Source organism: Roseateles sp. T103 (assembly GCF_057219915.1).
Genome location: NZ_JBXVVS010000001.1, coordinates 491837 through 515514 on the forward strand (window position 1 = coordinate 491837; position 23678 = coordinate 515514).

At 68.2% G+C, this 23678-nt stretch carries 21 protein-coding genes and 2 tRNA genes; 15 read left to right on the top strand and 8 right to left on the bottom strand.

Annotated elements, in window-relative coordinates:
- The first annotated feature begins 116 nt into the window (after positions 1–116).
- Positions 117–1337, top strand: a complete 1221-nt coding sequence (locus tag AC2EBS_RS02110; RefSeq protein ID WP_484726728.1) for an MFS transporter — start codon at positions 117–119, stop codon at positions 1335–1337.
- A gap of 10 nt (positions 1338–1347) precedes the next feature.
- Here the strand turns inward: AC2EBS_RS02110 and AC2EBS_RS02115 are convergent, their stop codons facing one another.
- Entirely contained in the window at positions 1348–2568 is a 1221-nt protein-coding gene (locus tag AC2EBS_RS02115) for an MFS transporter (protein WP_484726729.1), read from the bottom strand.
- Positions 2569–2687: 119 nt separating this feature from the next.
- Between AC2EBS_RS02115 and AC2EBS_RS02120 the strand changes: the two genes are divergently transcribed.
- A complete protein-coding gene (locus AC2EBS_RS02120) occupies positions 2688–2912 on the top strand; it encodes an HP1242/YdcH family protein (protein ID WP_484726730.1) in 225 nt (74 codons plus the stop codon).
- A 19-nt stretch (positions 2913–2931) separates the two neighbouring features.
- On the opposite strand, the gene AC2EBS_RS02125 is transcribed toward AC2EBS_RS02120, so the two are convergent.
- The gene (locus tag AC2EBS_RS02125; protein WP_484726731.1) at positions 2932–4725 is read right to left on the bottom strand and encodes an MBL fold metallo-hydrolase; all 1794 of its coding nucleotides are present in this window, start codon (positions 4723–4725) and stop codon (positions 2932–2934) included.
- A gap of 163 nt (positions 4726–4888) precedes the next feature.
- Here AC2EBS_RS02125 and AC2EBS_RS02130 point away from each other — a divergent pair, with 163 nt between their 5' ends.
- Positions 4889–5695 (top strand): FadR/GntR family transcriptional regulator, encoded by an 807-nt coding sequence (locus tag AC2EBS_RS02130; RefSeq protein ID WP_484726732.1) that lies wholly within the window; start codon positions 4889–4891, stop codon positions 5693–5695.
- Positions 5696–5702: 7 nt separating this feature from the next.
- Here AC2EBS_RS02130 and ppc read toward each other — a convergent pair whose 3' ends face one another.
- Positions 5703–8543 carry a phosphoenolpyruvate carboxylase gene (ppc, locus tag AC2EBS_RS02135; RefSeq protein WP_484726733.1) on the bottom strand — a complete coding sequence of 947 codons (2841 nt, stop codon included), beginning with the start codon at positions 8541–8543 and terminating at the stop codon, positions 5703–5705.
- Positions 8544–8635: 92 nt separating this feature from the next.
- On the opposite strand from ppc, the gene hemC reads away from it, so the two are divergent.
- The 6 genes from hemC (at position 8636) to AC2EBS_RS02165 (ending at position 13187) form a co-directional block, all read left to right on the top strand.
- Positions 8636–9577: a hydroxymethylbilane synthase gene (hemC, locus tag AC2EBS_RS02140; RefSeq protein WP_484726734.1), complete on the top strand. Its 942-nt coding sequence runs from the start codon at positions 8636–8638 to the stop codon at positions 9575–9577.
- Positions 9578–9580: 3 nt separating this feature from the next.
- Entirely contained in the window at positions 9581–10366 is a 786-nt protein-coding gene (locus AC2EBS_RS02145) for a uroporphyrinogen-III synthase (RefSeq protein ID WP_484726735.1), read from the top strand.
- 8 nt (positions 10367–10374) lie between these two features.
- Positions 10375–11517 (top strand): uroporphyrinogen-III C-methyltransferase, encoded by a 1143-nt coding sequence (locus tag AC2EBS_RS02150; RefSeq protein WP_484726736.1) that lies wholly within the window; start codon positions 10375–10377, stop codon positions 11515–11517.
- Between the two features lie 18 nt (positions 11518–11535).
- A complete protein-coding gene (locus tag AC2EBS_RS02155) occupies positions 11536–12783 on the top strand; it encodes a heme biosynthesis HemY N-terminal domain-containing protein (protein WP_484726737.1) in 1248 nt (415 codons plus the stop codon).
- A gap of 66 nt (positions 12784–12849) precedes the next feature.
- A tRNA-Arg gene (locus AC2EBS_RS02160) sits at positions 12850–12926 on the top strand.
- 184 nt (positions 12927–13110) lie between these two features.
- Positions 13111–13187, top strand: a tRNA-Arg gene (locus AC2EBS_RS02165).
- Positions 13188–13235: 48 nt separating this feature from the next.
- Here the strand turns inward: AC2EBS_RS02165 and AC2EBS_RS02170 are convergent.
- Positions 13236–14369 carry a CaiB/BaiF CoA transferase family protein gene (locus tag AC2EBS_RS02170; protein WP_484726738.1) on the bottom strand — a complete coding sequence of 378 codons (1134 nt, stop codon included), beginning with the start codon at positions 14367–14369 and terminating at the stop codon, positions 13236–13238.
- Between the two features lie 63 nt (positions 14370–14432).
- On the opposite strand from AC2EBS_RS02170, the gene greB reads away from it, so the two are divergent.
- Positions 14433–14993: a transcription elongation factor GreB gene (greB, locus tag AC2EBS_RS02175; RefSeq protein WP_484726739.1), complete on the top strand. Its 561-nt coding sequence runs from the start codon at positions 14433–14435 to the stop codon at positions 14991–14993.
- A 24-nt stretch (positions 14994–15017) separates the two neighbouring features.
- On the opposite strand, the gene AC2EBS_RS02180 is transcribed toward greB, so the two are convergent.
- The 4 genes from AC2EBS_RS02180 to AC2EBS_RS02195 all read right to left on the bottom strand — a co-directional run bounded on the left by AC2EBS_RS02180 (position 15018) and on the right by AC2EBS_RS02195 (position 19172).
- A complete protein-coding gene (locus AC2EBS_RS02180; protein ID WP_484726740.1) occupies positions 15018–17288 on the bottom strand; it encodes a RelA/SpoT family protein in 2271 nt (756 codons plus the stop codon).
- 119 nt (positions 17289–17407) lie between these two features.
- On the bottom strand, positions 17408–17611 hold the full coding sequence (rpoZ, locus tag AC2EBS_RS02185) for a DNA-directed RNA polymerase subunit omega (RefSeq protein ID WP_484726741.1): 204 nt from the start codon (positions 17609–17611) through the stop codon (positions 17408–17410).
- 20 nt (positions 17612–17631) lie between these two features.
- Complete coding sequence (gene gmk, locus AC2EBS_RS02190) at positions 17632–18252, bottom strand: guanylate kinase (RefSeq protein WP_484726742.1); 621 nt, start codon at positions 18250–18252, stop codon at positions 17632–17634.
- An 8-nt stretch (positions 18253–18260) separates the two neighbouring features.
- Positions 18261–19172, bottom strand: a complete 912-nt coding sequence (locus AC2EBS_RS02195) for a YicC/YloC family endoribonuclease (RefSeq protein ID WP_484726743.1) — start codon at positions 19170–19172, stop codon at positions 18261–18263.
- 32 nt (positions 19173–19204) lie between these two features.
- Here AC2EBS_RS02195 and AC2EBS_RS02200 point away from each other — a divergent pair, with 32 nt between their 5' ends.
- From AC2EBS_RS02200 to hemW, 5 genes are read left to right on the top strand one after another with little or no spacing between them, the layout of a single operon-like run.
- Positions 19205–20173 carry a serine/threonine protein kinase gene (locus AC2EBS_RS02200; protein ID WP_484726744.1) on the top strand — a complete coding sequence of 323 codons (969 nt, stop codon included), beginning with the start codon at positions 19205–19207 and terminating at the stop codon, positions 20171–20173.
- Positions 20170–21087 carry a PP2C family protein-serine/threonine phosphatase gene (locus AC2EBS_RS02205; protein ID WP_484726745.1) on the top strand — a complete coding sequence of 306 codons (918 nt, stop codon included), beginning with the start codon at positions 20170–20172 and terminating at the stop codon, positions 21085–21087. Before AC2EBS_RS02200 ends, AC2EBS_RS02205 begins: the two co-directional genes overlap by 4 nt.
- Positions 21088–21117: 30 nt before the next feature.
- On the top strand, positions 21118–21849 hold the full coding sequence (gene rph, locus AC2EBS_RS02210; protein ID WP_484726746.1) for a ribonuclease PH: 732 nt from the start codon (positions 21118–21120) through the stop codon (positions 21847–21849).
- A 2-nt stretch (positions 21850–21851) separates the two neighbouring features.
- On the top strand, positions 21852–22475 hold the full coding sequence (rdgB, locus tag AC2EBS_RS02215) for an RdgB/HAM1 family non-canonical purine NTP pyrophosphatase (RefSeq protein ID WP_484727546.1): 624 nt from the start codon (positions 21852–21854) through the stop codon (positions 22473–22475).
- Complete coding sequence (hemW, locus tag AC2EBS_RS02220) at positions 22468–23673, top strand: radical SAM family heme chaperone HemW (RefSeq protein WP_484726747.1); 1206 nt, start codon at positions 22468–22470, stop codon at positions 23671–23673. The genes rdgB and hemW overlap by 8 nt, the downstream gene beginning before the upstream one ends.
- The last annotated feature ends 5 nt before the right edge of the window (positions 23674–23678 follow it).

Sequence of the window (23678 nt, forward strand, 5' to 3'; positions counted from 1 at the left end):
CAGCAGGCGTGGGGAAACCATGAGAGTGGGTCGCCAAGCGATGGCTCCGCATCCGGGATCCGGGTGCTGCGGCTGTGAAGGGTGCAAGCCGGGCCATACCCCGTGACAATGGCGGCATGACCAGTCCTGCGACGACCGACGAGCCCACCGAGGCCTTGCCTCGTGGTGCCGTGCTCTGCTTGTCGCTGGCTGCCTTCTGCAGCGGTGTGTCGCTGCGCGTCAACGACGCGCTGCTGCCCTTGCTGTCCAGCGAGTTCGGCGTGACGCTGGGCGAGGCGGCGCATGTGGTGGCACTGTTCTCGATCGCCTACGGCCTGGCCCAGCTGGGTTTCGGGCCGGCCGGCGACCGCTACGGCAAGTACCGTGTCATCGCTTGGGCCTGTGTGGGCAGCGCGCTGGCCTCGGCGCTGTGCGCGCTGGCTCCTGGGTTCGACAGCCTGCGTGCGGCGCGGCTGCTCGCCGGCATAGGCGCGGCAGCGGTGATCCCGCTCGCCATGGCCTGGATCGGCGACGTGGTGGCCTACGAGCGGCGCCAGCCGGTGCTGGCGCGCTTCCTGATCGGGCAGATCCTCGGGCTTTCGGCCGGCGTCAGCTTGGGCGGCATCGCGGCCGACCACTTCAGCTGGCGCATGCCCTATGTGCTGCTGGCCGGCCTGTTCCTGGCCATCGCGCTGGCGCTGTTCGCGATGAATACCAGCTTGCCTGCAAGGGCGCGTCTGCAGCGGCGCAGCCAGGGCTCGGCGCTGGCCAGCGTGGTGAACGACTTCGCCCATGTGCTGAGCCTGCCCTGGGCCCGTATCGTGCTGCTGGTCGTGTTCATCGAGGGGGCGCTGCTCTATGGCTCCTTCGTCTTCGTCGCCTCGCATCTGCATGATCGATTCAGCCTGTCGCTGTCCGCGGCAGGTGGCGTGGTCATGCTGTTCGGCGCTGGAGGCTTCGTCTTCGCGCTGGCCTCGCCGCTGTTCGTCAAGGCGCTGGGCGAGGTCGGCCTGGTGCGCTGGGGCGGCGGCGCGATGACGCTGGCCCTGGCTGCGGTGGCGCTGGCGCCGCACTGGGCCTGGGCGCTGCCTGCCAGCCTGCTGCTGGGCCTGGGCTTCTACATGATGCACAACACCTTGCAGCTCAATGCCACGCAGATGGCACCCGAGCGGCGCGGCGCGGCGGTGGCGGCCTTCGCGAGCAGCTTCTTCCTTGGCCAGTCGGCCGGCGTGAGCCTGGCCGGCTGGCTGGTGGGCCAGCTCGGCATCGCTGCGGTGATGAGCGGCAGCGCGCTGGGGCTCTTGATGCTGGCGCTGGCTTTTGCCGGCCTGCGGATGACCGCGCGGCCCCGGGGCTGAGACAGGCGGCTCAGTCAGCGCCGCGGGCGGCGGCTCTCTCGGTGCCCGGCGGCGGATGCAGCAGCAGCGCGGCCAGCGCCAGCGCCGCGAAGCCCGCGCCGGCGATGAAGGTGGCTGGCGCGCCGAAGCGGTCCCAGGCCAGTCCGGCGATCACGCTGGAGGCAAGCATGGCCACGCCGCTGAGCAGGTTGAAGAAGCCGTAGGCGGTGCCGCGCAGGTCCTCCGGCGCGGTGTCGGCCACCATGGCGGCGAACAGGCCTTGCGTGATGCCCATGTGCACGCCCCACAGCGCCACGCCCAGACCGAGCATGACCCAGTCGCCGGCTCGGGCCAGCACCAGGTCTGACGCGATCAGCACCGCCAGGCCCAGGGCCAGCAGCCGCGCGTGGCTGACGCGGTCGGACAGCGCGCCGAAGGGGTAGGCGCTGGCCGAATAGACCAGATTCATCGCCACCATCACCAGCGGCACCCAGGCCGGCGAGACGCCCAGCTCGGCGGCGCGCAGCACCAGAAAGGCCTCGCTGAAACGCGCCAGTGTGAACACCGCGCCTATGCCCACCACCCACCAGTAAGCCGGGCCCAGCCGCTCAAGCGCCTCGCGGCGGATCGGGTTGACGGCGCCGCGCGGCCGCTTGCGCTCGGGTTCGCGCACGCCGAAGACGAGCAGGGCCACCGCCAGCAGCCCCGGCACGACGGCGACCCAGAACACCGCGCGAAAGTCGTTGGCCCACAGCAGCATCAGTCCGGTGGCCAGCAGCGGGCCGAGGAAAGCGCCCACGGTGTCCAGCGACTGGCGCAGGCCGAAGGCCGCGCCGCGAATGGCTGGCGGCGCCAGGTCGGCGAGCAGCGCGTCTCGCGGCGCGCCGCGCAGGCCCTTGCCGACGCGATCGACAAAGCGTGCCGCCACCACCACGCCGGCCGAGCCGGCCAGCGCGAAGAAGGGCTTGCTGACGGCGCCCATCGCGTAGCCCAGCACCGCCAGGCCTTTGCGGCGCCCCAGGTAGTCGCTGAGCGCGCCGGAAAACACCTTGGCGACCAACGCGGTGGACTCCGCAATGCCTTCGATGATGCCCACCGCGAGCACGCTGATGCCCAGCGAGCCGACTAGGAACAGCGGCAGCAGGCTATGGATCATCTCCGACGAGACGTCCATCAGCAGGCTGACGAAGCCCAGCACCCAGACGCCTGCGGGCATGGGTGGTCGGTGACCCGCGGGGCGTCGCGCATCCATGGCGGCATTGTCACTGCGCCGGCGCGGGCGATGCACGCGCTGGCGATGATCTTTGTCAAGCGAAGTGGCTGCGGCTGGGTTAGCCTGCAAGGCCTCCGCAACCCCTACCGGGAGTCCCGATGTTTCCTGAATACCGCGACCTGATCACGCAGCTGAAGACCAGCGATCACCACTTCACGCGCCTGTTCGACAAGCACAACCACCTCGACCAGGAGATCAAGAACATGGAGGCGCATATCTCGCCCGGCACGCACGAGCAGATCGAGACGCTGAAGAAGCAGAAGCTCGCGCTGAAGGACGAGCTCTACCAGATCCTGAAGAAGGCCGACGCCGCACGCGGCTGATCGCCCACGCACAGAGGCCTCAGCCCTCGGGCCGCGTCAGCGACCAGGCGCCATTGCCGTGTTGGCGGGCGTGGCCCAGCTCGTCCAGGCGCAACAGGTGCGCCAGCAGCGACCGCCGCGCCGCGGGGTGGCGTTCGGCCGGCACGTCGTCATAGACCCGCAGCACCAGCCGCTCGAGCGTTGCCGGCTCGGCATCGGCGAGTTCGGCCAAGGCATTGCGCACCTTGGCCTCGCGCTGCAGGCGATGGCGGATCAGCGCATTGAGCAGCCGGGCCGGCTCGGGAATCAGGAACCCATGGCCCGGCGCGATGGTGTCGAAGTCGGCATCCGGCGCGCTGGCTTGCGCGAGCAGCAGTTCCAGCGAGCGCAGATAGGCGCTCATGCTGCCGTCCGGCGGCGAGATCACCACCGTCGAACCTTGCATCACATGGTCGCCGCTGAACAGCAGGCGCTGCTGGCGGTGCACGAAGCACAGATGGTTGGAGGCATGGCCTGGCGTGTGGATCACGCGCAGGCTCAGGGCCGGGCCGAAGTCCAGCAGCTCGCCGCCTTGCAGCACGATGTCGGGCTGAAAGCTCGGATCCTGGCGGGCCAGCGCATCGCCGTCGCCATCGGGCCGGCGGCCATAGAGCCTGGCCCCGGTGCGCGCTGCAAGCGGCGCAGCGGCCGGCGAGTGATCAATGTGCGTGTGCGTGGCGAGAATCGCGACCAGACGGCCGGGCAGCGCATCGAGCAGGGCCTGCAGATGCGCGTGGGCCACCGGCCCGCCGTCGGTCAGGCCCGGCTCGTAGGGGCCGGGGTCGATCAGCACCCAGTCGTCCGTGCCGGGGCCGCCGGCCTCGCCGCAGCGCAGTAGGTAGCTGTTGGTGCCAGGACCGGTCATGTAGTGGCCGTTGTTCGCGGTGACACGCAGCACGCCCGGCGCGAGCTCCACCGGCTGTTCGGCACGGATCACTGAAAACGCGATGCCGCGGCCCAGCGGATCGACGCGGCCGATTTCGGCGTAGGCCGGGTGACGGGGATGCACCGGCGCCAGCTCGCCGCCGGCGTCGCGCGCCAGCCGCGGCTGGATGGGCTCGATGCGGCCCAGCCGCGCTGCCCAGGCGAGCGCCGCTGCGACGCTGTCGTGTGCCGCCAGCTCGGCCATCACCGCGCGGGCCGGCCCGCCGACCTTGAATCCCTTCTCCTTGATCCGCCGCGGCAGCTCGGCGGGCTGGAGCCAGCAATGCTCGACGATCTCCACGCCATCGACATCGACCTGTTGGTCCGCGGGAGCCTGGGCGAGCAGGAAGCGGGTGTCGAAGCGCTTGGGCATGCCAACCGGCGTGATCCAGTGGCCGATGGGCCGCAAGCGGTCGGCAGCCAGGCGCCAGCCCAGCTTATGCATCAGTTCGCCCAGCCGCGCCGCCGCGGCTGTGGGACCGAGCGCGCGCGCCTGCCGGCGCCAGTCGGCCAGCCGCTGCTGGGCCGTGGCGCCCAGCGGCGTGCCCTGGCCGTCGACGCCCAGCAGCAGCCCGGCTTCTTCCAGCGTCTCGCGCAGGGCCGCGACCAGGTAGTCGAGGCCGCCGGCAGCCAGCCCCAGCATGGCACTGGCCGAGCTGTCGTCATGACCCTCGCACAAGGCGTGCAGTTCGCGGTCGCTGGCGTCGAGCAGGCCGCCGGGGAAAACCCAGGTGTCGCTGTTCTGGTCGCCACGCTCGGCACGGCGCACCATCAGCACCTCCGGGCCGGTGGCGCCATCGCGCAGCAGCACCAGCGTGGCGGAGGGGCGGGGCGGTCGTTCGCTGGGGGCTCCGGCGGGGCTGGAAGACATCGGGCTAGGGTCTTGAAGCGGGGAATGGCGCATTGTCCATGGCCGGCAACCTGTGGTTGTGCCTGATCCCGGCGGGCGCTGCGCAGTGCTTTAATGCGCCCGCAGGCGAGCCCATGACGTGGCGCGCCGAGGAGACAGTGCCCATGACTTACCGGATTAGCGTGTGAACGACAACGAGACCACCCTCACCGCTGGCGTCGATGAACCGAATCGGCCGGTCGGCCGCCACCGCGCCCGCGCCGGCGCCGCGGTGCTGCCGCGCATCGAGGCGGCGCGCGGCGCCTCCCTCGTCAACCTGACCGTCGATGCCCTGCGCAAGGCGGTGCTGGCCGCGGCGGGGCCCGGCGTCTTCCTCGGTTCGGAGGAGCAATTGATCGAAGCCCTGGGCGTGAGCCGGCCGACGTTCAGGCAGGCCACCAAGCTGCTGCTTCATGAGAACCTGCTGGTGATCAAGCGCGGCATGGGCGGTGGCTTTTTCACGCAAACGCCTTCGGGCGAAGCGGTGTCGCGCATGGCCGCGATCTATCTGAATGCCCAGGGCACGACGCTGCTGCAGATCCACGATGCGCTCGTGCCGCTGATGGCCGAGGCGGCGGTGCTGGTGTCACGCAATCCGGATGCCGCGGTTCGCGGACATCTCTACGATGAGCTGCTGCGGCTGCAGGCTGCGGCCTGCCCGGACGGCGGCAGCGCGATCCGCGATCTGCTGAAGTTCGTGCGCCTGCTCGGCGAGCAGTGCGGCAACGCGGCAGTGGCGCTGATGATGACGGTGCTGCGCGACCTGCTGCGCGACGCTGGACATGGCGACGTCGCCATCAGCCCCGAGCGCGCGCGCGTGCTCGGCGATTTCCAGCGTGCCCTGGCCGAGGCAGTCCGCGATGCCGACACGCAGCGCGTCTTCGACGTGGCGATTCGCTACGGCGGCGAGATCCGCTCCTGGATTCCGGCCGATCCTGTGGCCGGGTTCTGAAGCGCGCTCAACCGGTGTTGCGCAGTCCGGCGGCGATGCCGTTGATCGACAGGTGGATGCCGCGCTGCACACGCTCCATGCTCGGGTCGGCCTCGCGCTTGGCGGCCGGCACTGCGCGGTAGCGGCGCATCAGCTCGACCTGCAGATGGTTCAGCGGGTCGATGTAGGGGAAGCGGTGCTCGATCGAGCGCGCCAGCGACGGGTTGGCCGCCAGCCTTTGCTTCTCGCCGGTGATCAGCGTCAGCATGGCCTGGGTGCGCTCGTACTCGGCCTTCACCGCGGCGAAGATCTTTCTGCCCAGGCGCTTGTCCTCGACCAGCGCGACATAGCGCTCGGCGATGCCGATGTCTGTCTTGGCCAGCACCATGTCCAGATTGGACAAGAGCGTGCGGAAGAACGGCCACTGCTTGTGCATGCGTTTGAGCAGGGCCAGCCTGGCGGTGCGCTGCGCGGCATCCTTGCCGAGGAAGGCCTCGACGCCTGAGCCGAAGCCGCACCAGCCCGGCAGGGCGATGCGCGATTGGCCCCAACTGAAGCCCCAGGGGATGGCGCGCAGGTCCTCGATGGCACGCGTGGCCTTGCGCGAGGCCGGGCGCGAGCCGATGTTGAGCTCGGCAATCTCGCGGATCGGCGTCGCGGCGAAGAAGTAGTCGGCAAAGCCCGGCGTGCCATAGACCAGGCCGCGGTAGGCGGCGAAGCTCGCATCCGACAGCGCTTGCGCGGCGTCGAGGAAGGCCTTGGGTGCGCTCTTGGTCGGATGCAGCAGCGTGGCTTCCAGTGTTGCGGCGACCAGGGTCTCGAGATTGCGCCGCCCGATCTCCGGATGGGCGTACTTGGAGGCGATCACCTCGCCTTGCTCGGTCAGGCGGATCTGTCCGTTCACCGTGCCCGGCGGCTGCGCCAGGATGGCCTGGTAGCTGGGGCCGCCGCCGCGGCCCACGGTGCCACCGCGGCCATGGAAGAGCCGCAGGCCGATACCGTGGTCGCGTCTGAGTTCGTCGAAGAGCTCGACCAGCGCGATCTCGGCCCGGTAGAGCTCCCATGAACTGGTGAACACGCCGCCGTCCTTGTTGGAGTCGGAGTAGCCCAGCATGATGTCCTGCTCGGCGCCGCTGCGCTGCACCAGCGCGGCGATGCCCGGCAGCGCGTAGAACTCGCGCATGATGGCTGGCGCCTCACGCAGGTCGGCGATGGTTTCGAATAGCGGCACGACGATCAGGTCGCTCGTCGCCTGCGCGTCCAGCGTGCCGCGCACCAGGCCGACTTCCTTGAGAAGCAGCAGCACCTCGAGCAAGTCCGACACCGTCTCGGTGTGCGAGATGATGTAGTGGCGCAGCGCCTCGCGGCCGAAGCGCCGCAGCGCTTCCTGCGCGGCCTCGAAGACGGCCAGTTCGCCCGTCGTCTGCTCGCTGTAGGCGGCGCCATGCACGCGCAGCGGGCGCGCGTCCTGCAGCAGGCGCAGCAGCAGCTCGCGTTTGACGCTCTCGTCCAGCGCTGCATAGTCGGGCTCGACGCGTGCCACGCGCAGCAGCTCGGTCACCACGGCCTCGTGCTGGTCCGAGCTCTGGCGCAGGTCCAGCGTCGCGAGATGGAAGCCGAAGACCTGCAGCGCACGCATCAGCGGCTTGAGTCGCGGCGCAATCAGCGCCTGCGCATGGTGGCTCTTCAGCGAGGCCTCGATGATGCGCAGGTCGGCGAGCAGTTCATCGGGGCTCGCGTACGGGTCCTGCGGCGCCACCGCGTGGCGCAGGGCCTCGGTGCCGGTCAGCTTGTGCAGCGTGGCGGCCAGGCGCGCATAGATGCCGGTGAGCGCGCGTCGATAGGGCTCGTCCATGCGGTGCTCGTTGCGGTCCGGGCTGCGCTCGGCTAGGGCCTGCATCGCCGGCGTCACCTGGGCCAGGCGCGCCGAGATCGACAGCTCGGCGCCGAGTTCGTGGATCTCGGTCAGGTAGTGGCGCAGCGCCACCTCGCTCTGGCGTGCCAGCGCATGCCGCAGCGTGGCGGCGGTGACGTTGGGGTTGCCGTCGCGGTCGCCGCCTATCCAGTGGCCCATGCGCAGGAAGCTGGCGAACTCGTGGCCGGGCAGGGCTTCTTCCAGATCGCCGTAGATGCGCGGGATCTGGCGCAGGAAGGTGGCGTGGTAGTAGGACAGCGCGTTCTCGATCTCGTCGGCCACGCTCAGCTTGCTATAGCGCAGCATGCGCGTCTGCCAGAGCTGGGTGATGCGCGCGCGCAGCAGCGCCTCGTTGTCGCGCAGCTCGCGCTCGGTGTGCAGGCTGTCGCGCTGCTCGACCAGGCCAGCGATGGCACGCTCGGCGTCAAGGATGCTCTTGCGTTGCACCTCGGTGGGATGGGCGGTGAGCACCGGCGAGATGAAGCCGTGCTGCAAGGTCTTGGCGATCTCCACGGGCCTGACACCGGCCTCGTGCAGGCGCTCCAGGCAATAGGCGAGCGAGCCGGCCTGCAGGCTGCCGGCGCGCTCGTGGACCTCGCGGCGGCGCACATGGTGGCGGTCTTCGGCGATATTGGCCAGGTGCGAGAAATAGCTGAAGGCGCGGATCACACTGACGGCCTGCTCGCCCGAGAGGCTCTTGAGCAGCTTGTCGAAACTCTTGCCCGCCTGCGCATCGCGTTTGAGCCGGTAGGCCACCGAGAGCTTGCGCACCCGCTCCACCAGCTCGTAGACCTCGCGGCCTTCCTGCTCGCGGATCACCTCGCCGAGCAGGCGGCCGAGCAGGCGGATGTCGGCGACCAGCGGGGCGTTCTTGTCGGCATTGCGCGCCTTGCCAGCTGGCGTCTTGCTGGCGGAGGTCTGGCGCGGAGCGGAGGCGGCGGGTCTGGACGGCATGGCGGCAAATCGTCAGAGGGTTTGTAACGAAGTTACTTGCTGGAGACTGTATCAGTTTCTTGGTGGCGCGAGCCCTGCGCTAGCATGCGCGCATGAATGAATCGAACGCAAAACGCGCGCTGGTCATCGCCACACGCGAGAGCCCGCTGGCCCTGTGGCAGGCCGAGCATGTGAAGGCCCTGCTGGAGCAGCGGGGCATGGTGGTCGAGCTGCTGGGCATGACGACCAAGGGCGACCAGATCCTCGACCGCAGCCTGTCCAAGGTGGGCGGCAAGGGGCTGTTCGTCAAGGAACTGGAGACCGCGCTGGAAGAGGGCCGCGCCCAGCTGGCGGTGCATTCGCTCAAGGATGTGCCGATGGACCTGCCGCCGGGCTTCGTGCTGACGGCAATCATGGAGCGCGAGGATCCGCGCGATGCCTTCGTGTCCAACAAGTACGCCAGCCTGGCCGAGCTGCCCCAGGGCGCGGTGGTAGGCACCTCGAGCCTTCGCCGCGTCGTGCAGCTCAAGGCCCGGCGGCCGGACCTGCGCATCGAGCCGCTGCGCGGCAATCTGGGTACGCGGCTGCGCAAGCTGGACGAAGGCGGCTACGACGCCGTCGTGCTGGCGGCCGCCGGCCTGAAGCGCCTCGGCCTGGAGCAGCGCATCCGCGCCTGCTTTGCCGTCGACGAGATGATTCCCTGTGCCGGCCAGGGAGCCTTGGGTCTAGAGGTGCGCGGCGATGCCATCGAGTTGCAGGCCGCCTTGCAGACACTGCGCCATCAGCCGACCTGGCTGGCGACACTGGCTGAGCGTGCGGTCTCGCGTGCGCTGGGTGGCAGTTGCAGCGTTCCCTTGGCCGCGCATGCGCGCTGGGTGAGCGAGCAGTTGCAGCTCGAAGTCGCCCTGGGGCATGCCTCGCAGGATGGCGCGCCGCTGCTGCGAGCCGAGCTCTCTGCGCCGGTGCAAGACGATGCCCAGGCCGAGGCGCTGGGCACGCGCGCGGCCGAAGCGCTGCGCGAGCAGGGCGCCTCGGCTTATCTGGCGGCGCATTGAGCGATGGCAGCCCCGATGCGGCTGCTGCTGACCCGGCCGCGGCAGCAGGCCGGCGATTGGGCGGCACGGTTGCAGGCACTCGGTGTGTCGGTCGCAACGCTGCCTTTGCTGGAGATCGCACCGCCCGACGATCCGCTGCAGGCGCAGCAGGCCTGGGCCGAGCTGCCACAGGCGGCTCTGGCCATGTTCGTCAGTCCCAACGCGGTCGAGCAGTTTTTTGCGCAGCGGCCCACCGGGGCGGCTTGGCCCGCGCAGACGCTGGCGGCCACTGTTGGGCCCGGCAGCGCGGCGGCCTTGCTGAAGGCTGGCGTGCCTGCGGCGCAGATCGTGCAGCCTGCTGTCGATGCGCCGAGCCTGGATTCCGAGCATCTCTGGCCGCAGCTGCAGGACCTGGCCTGGCGGGGGCGGCTTGCACTAATCTTGCGCGGCGAGGGCGGGCGCGACTGGCTGGGCCAGAAGCTGCGCGAGGCCGGCGCCGAGTTGCGCTATCGCAGCGTCTATCGCCGCCGCTGCGCGCAGTTGGATCGCCAGGAGGGTGCACTGCTGGCTGCTGCGCTGGCTGCGCCTGCCCTCCATGTCTGGCTGTTCAGCAGCGCTGAGGCGCTGGACTGCCTGCGCGACCGTCTGGCGCAGGGCGCGGACTGGTCCGCCAGCCGCTGCATTGCCACGCATGAACGCATTGCCGAGCGCGCTCGCTCTCTCGGTTTTGGCCATGTGGTTTTGGCGCGACCGCAGCCGGAGGCGGTGGCTGCAGCCCTGCAGGCTCTGGTGGACCGGCCCCTACAATGACCGCGATCGTGAGCGACCCAGTCAACTCCCCCACCGAAGTCCCCGTCGCATCGGCGCCGCAGCCGGCCTCGCCGGCGCAGGGCCAGGCCGATAGCGCAGCCAGCAAGCCGCTGCCCTGGCAGTCCGTGCTGGCGGCTGGGTTGGGTGCCATGAGCCTGGTCGCGCTGGTGCTGGCATGGCAGGGGCAGTCCAAGCTGCGCGAGATCGAGCGCGAACTGGTGCGTCGCCAGGAGAGCAGCCAGGATGACGCGGCCGAAGCGCGGCGTCAGGCCAAGGAGGCTCAGGAGCTCAGCCGTGACAGCGCGGCCAAAATCGCGCTGCTGGAGGCGCGTCTCGCCGAAGTGGCGCTGCAGCGCGCGCAACTGGAGGAGCTGATCCAGTCGATGTCGCGCTCGCGGGACGAGAACGTGATCGGCGACATCGAGGCATCAATCCGCGTGGCCATGCAGCAGACCAGCATCACCGGCAGTGCCGAGCCCCTGGTGGCGACACTGCGTCAGGCCGACGAGCGCCTGCTGCGCTACAAGCAGCCTCGCCTGGACGGCGTGCGCCGCGCAGTCGCCCGCGACCTCGACCGGGTCAAGGCCATCCAGGTCGCCGATGTGTCGACGCTGACGATCAAGATCGACGAAGTCGCGCGTCTTCTGGACGAGCTGCCGCTGCTTGCCGTGGCAGACCAGAGCGATGCGGCGCAGCTCGCCAAACAGCGGCGGAGCGACAAGGCCGCGCCTGCGGCCAGCGTGGCAGCGTCCCGCAGCAGCGGCACGGACTGGTGGTCGCGTGCTGGGCACCAGTGGGAAGAGACGCTGGCGGGTGTCTGGGCCGAGGCCAAGAGTCTGTTGCGGGTGACGCGCATCGATCATCCCGAGGCGATGTTGCTCGCGCCTGATCAGTCCTTCTTCCTGCGCGAGAACATGAAGCTGCGCCTGCTCAACGCCAGACTGGCGTTGCTGAGCCGGCAGTTCGATACTGCGCAGACCGATCTGCGCGAAACCCTGGCCATGCTCGACCGCTACTTCGACAGCCGCTCGCGCAAGGTGGTGCTGGCTAGCGAGCTGCTGCGTCAGGTTGCCGGACAGGCGCGGCAGGTCAATGTGCCACGGCCTGACGACACGCTGGCAGCGCTGGCGGCAGTCGGCGCCGGACGCTGAAGGTTCGGGGCGGCCGCCATGCGCACCATCATCTGGCTCGTGTTGCTCTTCGCCGTCGCGGTCGTGGCGGCGCTGACCCTGGGCAGCAATGACGGGCTGGTCAGCCTCTATTGGAATGGCTGGCGCGTCGATGTTTCGCTCAACCTCTTCCTGCTTGCGCTGGCGGCAAGTTGCTTCGCCTTGGTCACGATCATCCAGACGCTGAACTCGCTGACCAGCCTGCCTCAGCGCGCGCGCGAATGGCGCATCGCTCAGCGAGAGCGTCATGCGCAGGCAGCATTGCGCGAAGCACTGGGCGACTTCTTCGCAGGACGTTTCGGCCGTGCTCAGAAGGCGGCTCAGAAGGCGCTGGTCATTCAGTCTCAGACCCCGGAGCTCGAGGGCGATGCTGGCTTCTGTGCGCTGGCGCATCTGCTCGTGGCTCAGAGTGCGCATCGCCTGCAGGACAAGCGCCGCCGCGACGAGGCGCTTGGGGCGGCGCTGCAGCTCAGCACGGCAAGCGCCTCGGCACGCACCGTGGAGGAGGGCGTGCGGCTGATGGCAGCCGAGTGGGCATTGGATGACCGCGATGCCGACCGTGCGCTGAACCTGCTGGCCGAACTCGGGCCTGGCGTGGGGCGTCGCACGCAGGCACTGCGGCTTCGACTGCAGGCCTCTCGTCTTGCGCGCCAACCGATGGAAGCCCTGCGAACGGCGAGGTTGCTGGCGAAGCATCAGGGTTTTTCCAAGCTCGCCGCGCAGGGGCTCTTGCGTTCATTGGCCATCGAGGCGCTGGAGGCCGCTCGCGACGTTGACCAGCTGCGTTCGGTCTGGCAGCAGTTGGACAGCGCAGACCGGCGCGACGTCTTCGTGGCGGCCCGGGCTGCCCGCTGCGCTGCGTTGATGGGGGCTCCCGAGGATGGCCGGGGCTGGCTGCGGCCATTCTGGGAACAGATTGCAGACATGGCGCCCGACGAGCGGCAGGAGCTTGCCGAGGCGCTGGTGGCAGCGATGCCGGGGCTTGGCCCCGAATGGCTGCAACGGCTCGAGGCTGCGGCACAGCGCCTGCCCCGCGACAAGCACATCGCCTATGTCATGGGTCATGCGCTTGCTGAACGACAGCTCTGGGGCAAGGCCCGCCTGATGCTCGAGCAGTCCTGCAGTGAGCGCGCGCTGGGCGCGGCGGCGCGGCGGCGCTGCTGGCTGGTGCTGGCACAGATGGCCGGACGCGATGGCGACTCGGAGCGTCGCGCGCGCTGCTTCGAGGAGGCTGCCCAGCTTGGCTGATTGGCTGACATTGCGCCGTCGAGACTTGCCGGCGCCCTTAAAACACTGCTATACTGCGAGGCTTACGCGGCTGTAGCTCAGTTGGATAGAGTACTTGGCTACGAACCAAGGGGTCGTGGGTTCGAATCCTGCCAGCCGCGCCAGAATTTCGGTTCTAGACAAACGCCTCGAAGAGTACTTTTCGAGGCGTTTTTCTTTGCCGAAGCCGTTCGGTTATCGGGAATGTAGTTTGGTCGTTAGTGGTGCGAACTGCGCGTGCTGCAGCCTTCTCTTAGGCGGCAGTCTCGCCCTTGTGGCATCCAATTCATGCTAGACTAGCAGTCTCGCGCGGCTGTAGCTCAGTTGGATAGAGTACTTGGCTACGAACCAAGGGGTCGTGGGTTCGAATCCTGCCAGCCGCGCCACCTTTCACAAGAGCCTGTGATTACTCACAGGCTCTTTCTCTTTGCGCCTCAGGATGCGTCCAGCGCTGCGATCTGCTCGGCACTCAGGCCAAGCTCCGCCAGCACTTCTCGTGTCTGCGCGCCGGGTGAAGGGCCCGGCTGGGGCTGCCGTGCCGGCGTGCGCGAGAAGCGTGGCGCCGGTGCCGGTTGGCGCTTGCCATCTACCTCGATGAAATTGCCGCGCGCCTGCTGATGCGGGTGGGCTGCCGCCTCGTCGAAGCTCAGCACCGGTGCAGCGCAGACGTCCGTGCCTTCGAGCAGTGCCGCCCATTCATCGCGGGTCTTGGTCTTCATCGTCGCGGCGACGCGCTCGCGCAGCGCAGGCCAGGCGCTCATGTCGTACTGCTGGCGCGGATCGACGTCGGCAAGCCCCAGACGCTGCAGCATCTCGCGGTAGAAGGCCGGTTCGATCGCACCCAGCGTGAAGTAGCGGCCGTCCGCGCATTCGAAGCTGTCGTAGAAGGGCGAGCTGTGCAGGAAGAAGTTGTAGGCCGGCTTGTCCATCCACTGGCCTTCGCCGCGCAGCGAATGGATCAGGGCGGTGAGCATGCCCACGCCGTCGATCATCGCGGCGTCTATCACCTGGCCCTTGCCCGAGCGTTGCGCCTCCAGCATCGCGCAGACGATGCCGAAGCTGAGGAACATCGCGCCGCCGGCCATATCGCCGATCAGCGTGGCCGGCAGGCTGGGGGCGACGCCCGCGCGCGTGCTGATCGACATCGCGCCGGTGAGCGCCACGTAGTTGATGTCGTGCCCGGCGGCCTGCGACAGCGGTCCGGTCTGGCCCCAGCCGGTGACACGGCCGTAGACCAGGCGTGGGTTGCGCTCGAGCATGGCATCCGGTCCGAGTCCCAGGCGCTCCATCACGCCTGGGCGGTAGCCCTCGATCAGCGCGTCGGCGCCGGCGATCAGGTCCTGCACCGCCTGCAGCGACTGCGGGTTCTTCAGGTCCAGGCAGATGGAGCGCTTGCCGCGGTTCATCGCGCCGCCGGCGCCCAGCGTGCGCAGCGCGGCGGGCCGCTCGACCACGATGACGTCGGCACCCATGTCGGCCAGCAGCATGCCGCAGAACGGCCCCGGGCCGATGCCGGCCATCTCGACCACGCGCAGTCCGGCCAGCGGGCCGGTTGACTGACTCTTCACATGCGTCTCCTTCTCTCGTTCTCGTTGGGTGAGGGGAAATTTGGACAGCGAGACAATACACGCATGAGCAAGGCATTCACCAAGGAAAGCGACACCGACGACGATGACGATGTGGCGCTGCCGGCATTACCGCAGGGCACGCGAAACTACATCACGCCCGAGGGCTATGCCCGCCTGCGTGCCGAGTTCATGGAGTTGCTTGATGTGGAGCGACCGAAGATCGTCGAGACAGTCTCGTGGGCGGCGAAGAATGGCGACCGTTCGGAGAACGGTGACTATCTCTATGGAAAGAAGCGCCTGCGCGAGATCGATCGCCGGCTGCGCTTCCTGACCAAGCGCCTGGACATCGCCGAGGTGGCCGACCCCAGCATGCATCACGGCAACGAGCAGATCTTTTTTGGTGCCACCGTCACCTATGCCAATAGCAAAGGCGAGGAGCGCACCATCACCATCAAGGGCATCGACGAGGCTGACAGCCTCAGAGGCGAGGTGAGCTGGATCTCGCCGATCGCCCGAGCCTTGCTGAAGGCGCGCGAGGGCGATGAGGTGCAGCTGCTGACGCCCGGTGGTATGGAAAAGCTCGAGATTCTCGAGGTGCGCTACCCGGCACCGCGCGTCAGCTGAGCCGCATGGCGACGCCGAGATGCTTCAGGCGCTGCGCTTGAGGCGCCAGACACGCAGCACGGTGGGGCTGCGCTTGAGGGTGCGCAGCACATCGGCGAGGTGCAGGCGGTCGCGCACCGCCAGCAGCAGGCTCAGCTCCGCAGTCTCGCGCTGGCCAGCCTCGTCCGTCATCGCGATATGGGTGATGTCGGCTTCGGCACTGCTCACCGCGGCTGCCACCTGAGCGAGCACGCCCTTGTCATTCTTCAGCAGCACCCCGACGCCAGCCTCGAACGGGCGGGTCAGCTCCTCGGCCCAGGACACGGCGATCCAGTGCTCGCTGTCGCGCTGCTGCAGGCGGCGGCCGACCTGGCATTCGGCGGTGTGCACGATCAGGCCTTCGCCTCGGCCCAGATAGCCCCTGATCTCGTCCCCGGGGATTGGTCTGCAGCAACTGGCCAGGCGCACCGAGGCGCCTTCGCTGCCATCCAATGTGACCTGCCCCTGTGCGGGCGCATCGTCGGCGGCGAAACGACCCATGCTGAGCATGACCGCATCGGGTCGCTGGCCCTGCTCTGCAAGCAGGCGCGCCAGCTTCTTGGCCACGATGGAGGCGATCTTGCGGCCCAGGCCGACCTCGATCAGCAGTTCGTCGACATGGCGGTTGCCTGCCCAGCGCGACAGCTGCTGCCAGAGCTGGGCAGCAGCCTCGTCCTCATCGTCCAGGCTTGGCAGGGCCAAGCCTTCGGCGCGCAAGGCCTGGGCGAGCATCTTCTCGCCAAGCTCCCGCGACTCTTCCTGCTCGAGGTTCTTCAGGAAGTGGCGAATCTTCGAGCGCGCCCTGCCGGTGCGCACGAAGCTGAGCCACGCGGGGTTGGGACGGGCGCCGCTGGTGGTGACCACTTCCACCACATCACCGCTGCGCAGTTCAGTGCGCAGCGGCACTGCCTCGCCGTTGATCTTGGCTGCCACGCAGTGGTCGCCAATATCCGAGTGGATCGCATAGGCGAAGTCCACCGGCGTTGCGCCGCGAGGCAGCGCCATGATCTTGGACTTGGGCGTGAACACGTAGACCGCATCGGGGAAGAGGTCGATCTTGACGTGCTCGAGGAACTCGTTGGCGTCGCGCGTCTCGTCCTGAATGTCGATCAGCGATTGCAGCCAGCGTGCACCGAGCTGCTGGGCCTGCGACGAGTCGGCCGAGCCCTTGTACATCCAGTGCGCAGCCACACCCTTCTCGGCTACCGCGTGCATCAGCTCGGTACGGATCTGGAACTCCACCGGCGTGCCCAGCGGGCTGACTAGCGTGGTGTGCAGCGACTGGTAGCCGTTGGGCTTAGGGATGGCGATGTAGTCCTTGAAGCGGCCTGGCTGCGGTTTGTACAGCTGGTGCAGCACGCCCAGTGCGAGGTAGCAGTCAGACAGCTCCTGCACGACGATGCGAAAGCCGAAGATGTCGCTGACCTGGGCGAAGCTCAGATGCTTGTCGCGCATCTTCTTGTAAATGGAATAGAGCGTTTTCTCGCGTCCCTGGATCTCGACCTTCAGACTGGCCTTGTCGAAAGCCTGGCGCACGTCGCGCTCAATGCGCGACACCAGGTCGCGCCGATTGCCGCGAGCTTTGGTCACCGCCTTGGCGAGCGCCGCGTGGCGCCAAGGACTGATGTGCTGGAAGGACAGCTCCTGCAGCTCGCGGTAGATCTGGTTCAGGCCCAAGCGGTGGGCGATCGGCGCGTAAATGTCCAGCGTCTCACGGGCGATGCGTCGACGCTTCTCCGGCGCCATCGACTGCATCGTGCGCATATTGTGCAGACGGTCGGCCAGCTTGATCAGGATGACGCGCACGTCGCGCGCCATGGCCAGCAGCATCTTGCGGAAGCTCTCGGCCTGCGACTCTTCGCGGGTCGAGAACTGCAGCTTGTCCAGCTTGGTCAGGCCGTCAACCAATTCCGCGGTCGGCGCCTCGAAGCGCTCGATCAGCTCGGTCTTGGTGATGCCGCAGTCCTCCATCGCGTCATGCATCAGCGCAGCCATGATGGCTTGGACGTCCAGGCGCCAATCGGCGCAGATGCCGGCGACCGCGATGGGGTGCGTGATATAGGGCTCGCCGCTGGCGCGGAACTGTCCCAGGTGGGCTTCGTCGGCGAACTTGTAGGCCTCGCGGATGCGCTTGATGTCGGCCTTGGGCAGGTAGGCCAGCTTGTGCAGCAGGGCGTCGAAGGAAGCAGCTTCTGCCAGGGTCGGCTCGGGCGCGGACTTGTGCAGGCCCGGCATCAAGGCGGCGGGCAGCGAGGCGGCGAAGGAGCGGAGACCCATGAGGCGAAGTTATCACAGCGGCGACCAAGAAGTCGCCGGTCACAGCGCTATGACTGCGTTCGAAAAAAACAAAAGGCGCCCTTGGGCGCCTTGGATCAGCTGTGGTGCTTGCCCGTGCCTCAGACCGGCACGCGACGCAGCATTTCCACGCCGACTTCGCCGGCAGCGATCTCACGCAGCGCAGTCACGCCGGGCTTGTTCTTGCTCTCGATCTTGGGCGTGTGGCCCTGGCTCAGCATGCGGGCACGGTAGGTGGCAGCGAGCACCAACTGGAAGCGGTTCGGGATCTTGGTCAGGCAGTCTTCGACGGTGATGCGGGCCATGGCGGTATCCAGTTCTGGGTTCAGGGGAGATCAAGGGCGCGGAACACGGCAGAGCGGTTCCGGCGCTGCGACGCGTATTTTAGCCGCTGTGCGTGGACGATGGCCTTGAGGTCGAAAAGTGCGGTCTCGAACACCGCGTTGACCACCACATAGTCGAACTGCTGGGCCTGCGCCACCTCGACGCGGGCATTGGCCATGCGGCGCGCGATCACCTCCGGCGCGGTGTCGCCGCGACGGCGCAGGCGCTGCTCCAGCTCCTCCCAGGAGGGCGGCAGGATGAAGATCAGCACCGCATAGGGAAAGATCTGCTTGATCTGCAGCGCGCCCTGAAAGTCGATCTCCAGCACTACGTCCTCGCCGGCGGCCATACGCGCTTCGATCGCGGCGCGCGAGGTGCCGTAGAGATTGCCATGTACTTCGGCCCATTCGAAGAACTCGCCGCGCTCGGCCATGGCGCGGAACTCGTCGGCACCGATGAACCAGTACTCGCGGCCGTGTTGCTCCTGGCCGCGCGGCGCGCGCGAGGTGTGCGAGACCGAGACGGCGAGCTTGGAATCCAGCTCGAGCAGCGCCTTCACGAGGCTGGACTTGCCGGCGCCGCTGGGCGCCGAGACGACGAAGAGATTGCCTGGGTATTCCATGGGGTGGCTTATTCGATGTTCTGGACCTGCTCGCGCATCTGCTCAATGGCGACCTTCATCTCCACCGAGACATTGGTCAGCTCCAGCGCAGCAGACTTGGATCCCAGCGTATTGGCCTCGCGGTGCAGTTCCTGGATCAAGAAGTCCAGGCGCTTGCCGAGCTCGCCACCCTTCTTGAGCAGGCGGCCGATCTCGTCGAGGTGGGCGCGCAGCCGCGCCAGCTCCTCGGCGACGTCGATGCGGATGGCGAAGGAGGCCGCCTCGTTGAGCGCACGCTCGCGGATCTGCTCCTCGCTGAGGCTCTGCGTGGCGCCGGCGGCGCTCAGCGCTTCCTGCCAGCGCTCCAGGAAGCGCTGCTGCTGCTTCTGCACGACGGCGGGCACCAGCGGTTCGGCCTGGCTGGCCAGGGCCTGCAGATGCTTCACGCGTTCCTGCAGCACAGCCACCAGCTTGGCGCCTTCGCGCTCGCGCGCCTCGAGCAGGGCGTTGACGCAGCGGCGCGCGGCGTCCAGCGTCACCTCGTCCAGGCGCTCGGCGGCGCCGCCGCTCTTGCACCACTGCATGACCTCATGCACCGAGAGGGCTTTAGCCTCGGGCAGCCAGCCGCGCACGGTGCTTTCCAGCTGCGCGAGCCGGTTCAGCTGCTCAGGCTGCGGTTGCGGCCAGGCACTGTCGGATTCGCGCTGGGTATTGATGCGCAGCTCGACCTTGCCGCGCTTGACTTGGCCCGCGACCAGCTCGCGCAGCGCCGGTTCCAGCCCGCGCAGCTCCTCCGGCATGCGGAAGGACAGATCCAGGAAGCGCCCGTTGACCGAGCGGATTTCCACCGTGACAGCCGTCTTCGTGGCAGGGCCGCTATCGGCCTGGGGCAGGGCTTGCGAGCTCGCGCTTGCATAACCCGTCATGCTGTAGACTGGCATTTCGCATCCGGTAGAGCAATCAAAACGCGATTATGTCAAAGCCCAAACCAGCGCCTTTGCCTGCAGGGACGGTCGTTGGGGGCTACCAGATCATCAAGAAGCTCGCCGCCGGCGGCTTCGGCGTCGTCTATCTGGCCGAGGATCCTGAGCACCACCTGGTCGCGCTGAAGGAATACCTGCCTTCCTCGCTGGCCGAGCGCTCGCCCGGCGAACTGACCCCCCGCGTCAAACCAGAGAAGCAGCCGCTGTACCGCCTCGGCCTGCGCAGCTTCTTCGAGGAAGGCCGCTCGCTGGCGCAGATCTCGCACCCCAGCGTCGTCTCGGTGCTGAACTTCCTGCGCGAGAACGAAACCGTCTACATGGTGATGAACTACCTGCAGGGCGACACGCTGCAGGACTTCATCGTCACCGCGCGTGATCTCAAGCGAGACAAGGTGTTCCGCGAGTCCACCATCCGCAGCCTGTTCGACGAGATCCTCAAGGGCCTGCGCATCGTGCACCAGCACAAGATGCTGCACCTGGACATCAAGCCGGCCAACATCTTCATCACCAACGACAACAAGGCGGTGCTGCTGGACTTCGGCGCGGCGCGCGAGGTGCTGAGCAAGGAAGGCAACTTCATCCGCCCGATGTACACGCCGGGCTTCGCCGCGCCGGAGATGTACCGCCGCGACGGCTCGCTGGGTCCTTGGACCGACATCTACGCGATCGGCGCCTGCATCTACGCCTGCATGCAGGGCTACCCGCCCAACGATGCACCGCAGCGGCTGGAGAAGGATCGGCTGGCGCTGAGCCTGTCCCGGCTGCGCAATGTCTATTCGGACAACCTCATCGAGGTCACCGAGTGGTGCATGTCGCTGGATCCGCTCTCGCGCCCGCAGAGCGTCTTCGCGCTGCAGAAGGAACTCGCGCGTGAGACCGAGCGCCGCTACACGAAGCTGAGCTTCGCCGAGCGCTTGAAACTTCAGCTCGAGAACCTGAAGTCAGGGGCGAAGGCGTGAAATTCGGCGTCTACCAGGTCAGCCGACGCGGCGGCCGGGAGAAGAACGAAGACCGCATGGGCTACTGCTACACCCGGGAGTCCGGGCTGTTCGCGGTGGCCGACGGCATGGGCGGCCATCCCGAGGGCGAGACTGCCGCGCAGATCACCTTGCAGACAATGGCGGCGCTATTCCAGCGCGAGGCGCGGCCGCGGCTGGCCGATCCGGCACAGTTTCTCAACGATGGCGTGCTCATCGCGCACCAGCAATTGCTGCGCTACGGGGCCGAGAAGAGCCTGGGCGACACGCCGCGCACGACGGTGGTGGCCTGTGTCGTGCAGGATGGCCAGGCTTGGTGGATGCATTGCGGCGACTCGCGCCTGTATCTGCTGCGCGGCGGCGCGCTGCTGGCGCGTACGCGTGACCATTCCTACAGCGAACTGCAGGAGGCGCTGGGGCGCTCCGGCGGACTGGGCGAGCGCTTCAACCGCAACGTGCTGTTCACCTGCCTGGGCAGCCCCGGCCGGCCGATGATCGACCAGAGCGGCCCCTTGACGCTGCAGCGCGGCGACCGGCTGATGCTCTGTTCCGACGGGCTGTGGGGCAATGTCAGCGACCCGCGCATCGTCGAGCTGCTCGCCTCGCGAGGCATCAGCGAGGCGGTGCCCGACCTCGTCGAGCTGGCGCTGCGCCACGGCGGCGAGCGCTGCGACAACGTCACCGCGCTGGCCGTCGAGTGGGAAGGCGAGCACGAGCCCGAGCAGGAAGCTGCGCCGCAGGATCTGAATGACAGCGGATTTGCCTCGACAATCCAGGGCGGCGCCGGCGAGCAGGAGCTGCGCCAGGGCCAGGAGCTGGGCGACGAGGAAATCGATCGCTCGGTGCGCGAGATCCAGGAAGCCATCCGCCAGGCGCGCGCAACGCGCAAGTCCTGAGCGAGCAACGAGACCCACACAGGACAAGACATGAGCCAGACCATGCAGCGCGCCGACGGCCGCGCGCCCGATCAGCTGCGCCCGGTGCGCCTGACCCGCCAGTACACCCGCCACGCCGAAGGTTCGGTGCTGGTCGAGTTCGGCGATACCAAGGTGCTGTGCACCGCCTCGGTCGAAGAGCGCGTGCCGCCGCACAAGCGCGGCTCCGGCGAGGGTTGGGTCACGGCCGAGTACGGCATGCTGCCGCGCGCCACTCACACCCGTGGCGACCGCGAGGCCGCCCGCGGCAAGCAGAGCGGACGCACGCAGGAGATCCAGCGCCTGATCGGCCGCTCGCTGCGCTGCGTGTTTGACCTCAAGGCGCTGGGCGAGCGCACCATCACGCTGGACTGCGACGTGCTGCAGGCTGACGGCGGCACGCGCACTGCAGCGATCACCGGCGCCTATGTGGCCGCGCACGACGCGGTGAGCTGGCTGTTGGCCGAGGGCAAGATCGCCTTCAGCCCGATCCGCGAGGCGGTGGCTGCGATCTCGGTGGGCATCCATGACGGCGTGCCGCTGCTGGACCTGGCCTATGTCGAGGACTCGGCCTGCGATACCGACATGAATGTGGTGATGACCGCGTCCGGCGGCTTCGTCGAGCTGCAGGGCACGGCCGAGGGTGCGGCCTTCTCGCGCGCCGAGATGAATGCGCTGCTGGATCTGGCCGACAAGGGCATCCGCGAGCTGCTCGCCGCGCAGGCCAAGGCGCTGGGGCTGTGACGATGTCGCTGCGCCTGGTGCTCGCCTCCAACAACGCCAAGAAGCTCGTCGAGTTGCAGGCGCTGTTCGCGCCGTTGGGCGTCGAGCTGGTGACCCAGGGCAGTCTCGGCATTTCGGAAGCCGAGGAGCCGCATGCGAGCTTCGTCGAGAACGCGCTGGCCAAGGCGCGCCACGCCGCGGCGGCCAGCGGCCTGCCGGCGCTGGCCGACGACTCGGGGCTGGCGGTCGAGGCGCTGGGCGGTGCGCCGGGTGTGCTGTCGGCGCGTTATGCCACGCTGTTTGGCCGGCCCAAGAGCGATGCCGAGAACAACGCCGTGCTGCTCGAGAAGCTGGCCGGCCAGGCCGACCGGCGCGCGCGCTTCGTCTGCGCGCTGGTTGCAGTGCGCTCGGCTGAGGACCCCGAGCCGCTGGTCGCGATGGGGCGCTGGCAGGGCGAAATCATCGATGAGCTCAAAGGCGAGGGTGGCTTCGGCTACGACCCGCTGATGTTCATCCCCGCGCTGGGCCAGACGGTGGCCGAGCTCGCTGCCGAGCAGAAGAACCGCTTGAGCCACCGTGCGCTGGCCTCGGCCGATCTGCTGCGGCAGATGCGCGAGGTCTGGCATCTCGACCCTGGCCATGGCTGAAAGCATCGTCCGGCTGATGCGGCCGGGCGCGCTGCATCTGGCCGCGCTGCCGCCGCTGTCGCTCTATGTGCACCTGCCCTGGTGCCTGCGCAAATGCCCTTACTGCGACTTCAACTCGCACGAGTGGCGTGAGGGCAAGGCGCTGCCCGCCGAGACCGCGCGCCAGTACCTGGCCGCGCTGCGTGCCGATCTGGAGGCGGCGCTGCCGCTGATCTGGGGGCGCTCCATCGTCAGCATCTTCATCGGTGGCGGCACGCCCAGCCTGTTCGCGCCGGAGCAGATCGCGGAGCTGTTGTCCGATCTGCGCGCGCGGCTGCGCCTGGAGCCGGGCTGTGAGATCACGCTGGAAGCGAACCCGGGCACCTTCGAGCGCGAGCGTTTCCGCGGCTTCCGCGACGCGGGCGTGACGCGGCTGTCGGTCGGCGTGCAGAGCTTCGACGATGCCAAGCTCGTTGCGCTGGGCCGCGTGCACAGCAGTGCGCAGGCGCGCGAGGCGCTGGCCGAGGCGGCGGGCTGCTTCGAGACCTTCAATATTGACCTAATGTATGCGCTGCCGGGGCAGACGCTGGCCGAGCTGGCCGTCGAGCTGGATACCGCGCTGTCCTATGCGCCGCCGCATCTGTCGGTCTATCACCTGACGATCGAGCCGAACACGCGCTTCGCGACGCGCCCGCCCGAGCATCTGCCCGATGCCGACCTGGCCAGCGAGATGCTGGACTTGATCACCGCACGCACCGGCGGCGCAGGCATGGAGCGCTATGAGGTTTCGGCCTATGCACGGCCCGGACACCGCTGCGCGCACAACCTCAACTACTGGCAGTTCGGCGATTACCTCGGCATCGGCGCCGGTGCGCACAGCAAGCTTTCCTTCGCACACCGCATCCTGCGGCAGGTGCGCTGGCGCGAACCTGCCGCCTATATGGCCAAGGCGATGGAGGGGCAGGCGGTGTCCAACGAGCACGAGGTGGCCGCCAGCGAACTGCCCTTCGAGTTCATGCTCAATGCGCTGCGTCTGCGCGAAGGTGTGCCGCTGGCCAGCTTTGCCGAGCGCACCGGCTTGAGCATGGCGGCGATCGCCAAAGGGCTGGAGACGGGGCGCGCCAAAGGCCTGCTGGTGGCCGATGCCTCTCGCATCCAGGCCACGCCTCTGGGCTTCGATTTCCTCAGCGACCTGCAGGAACTCTTCCTGGCCGGCTGAGGCTG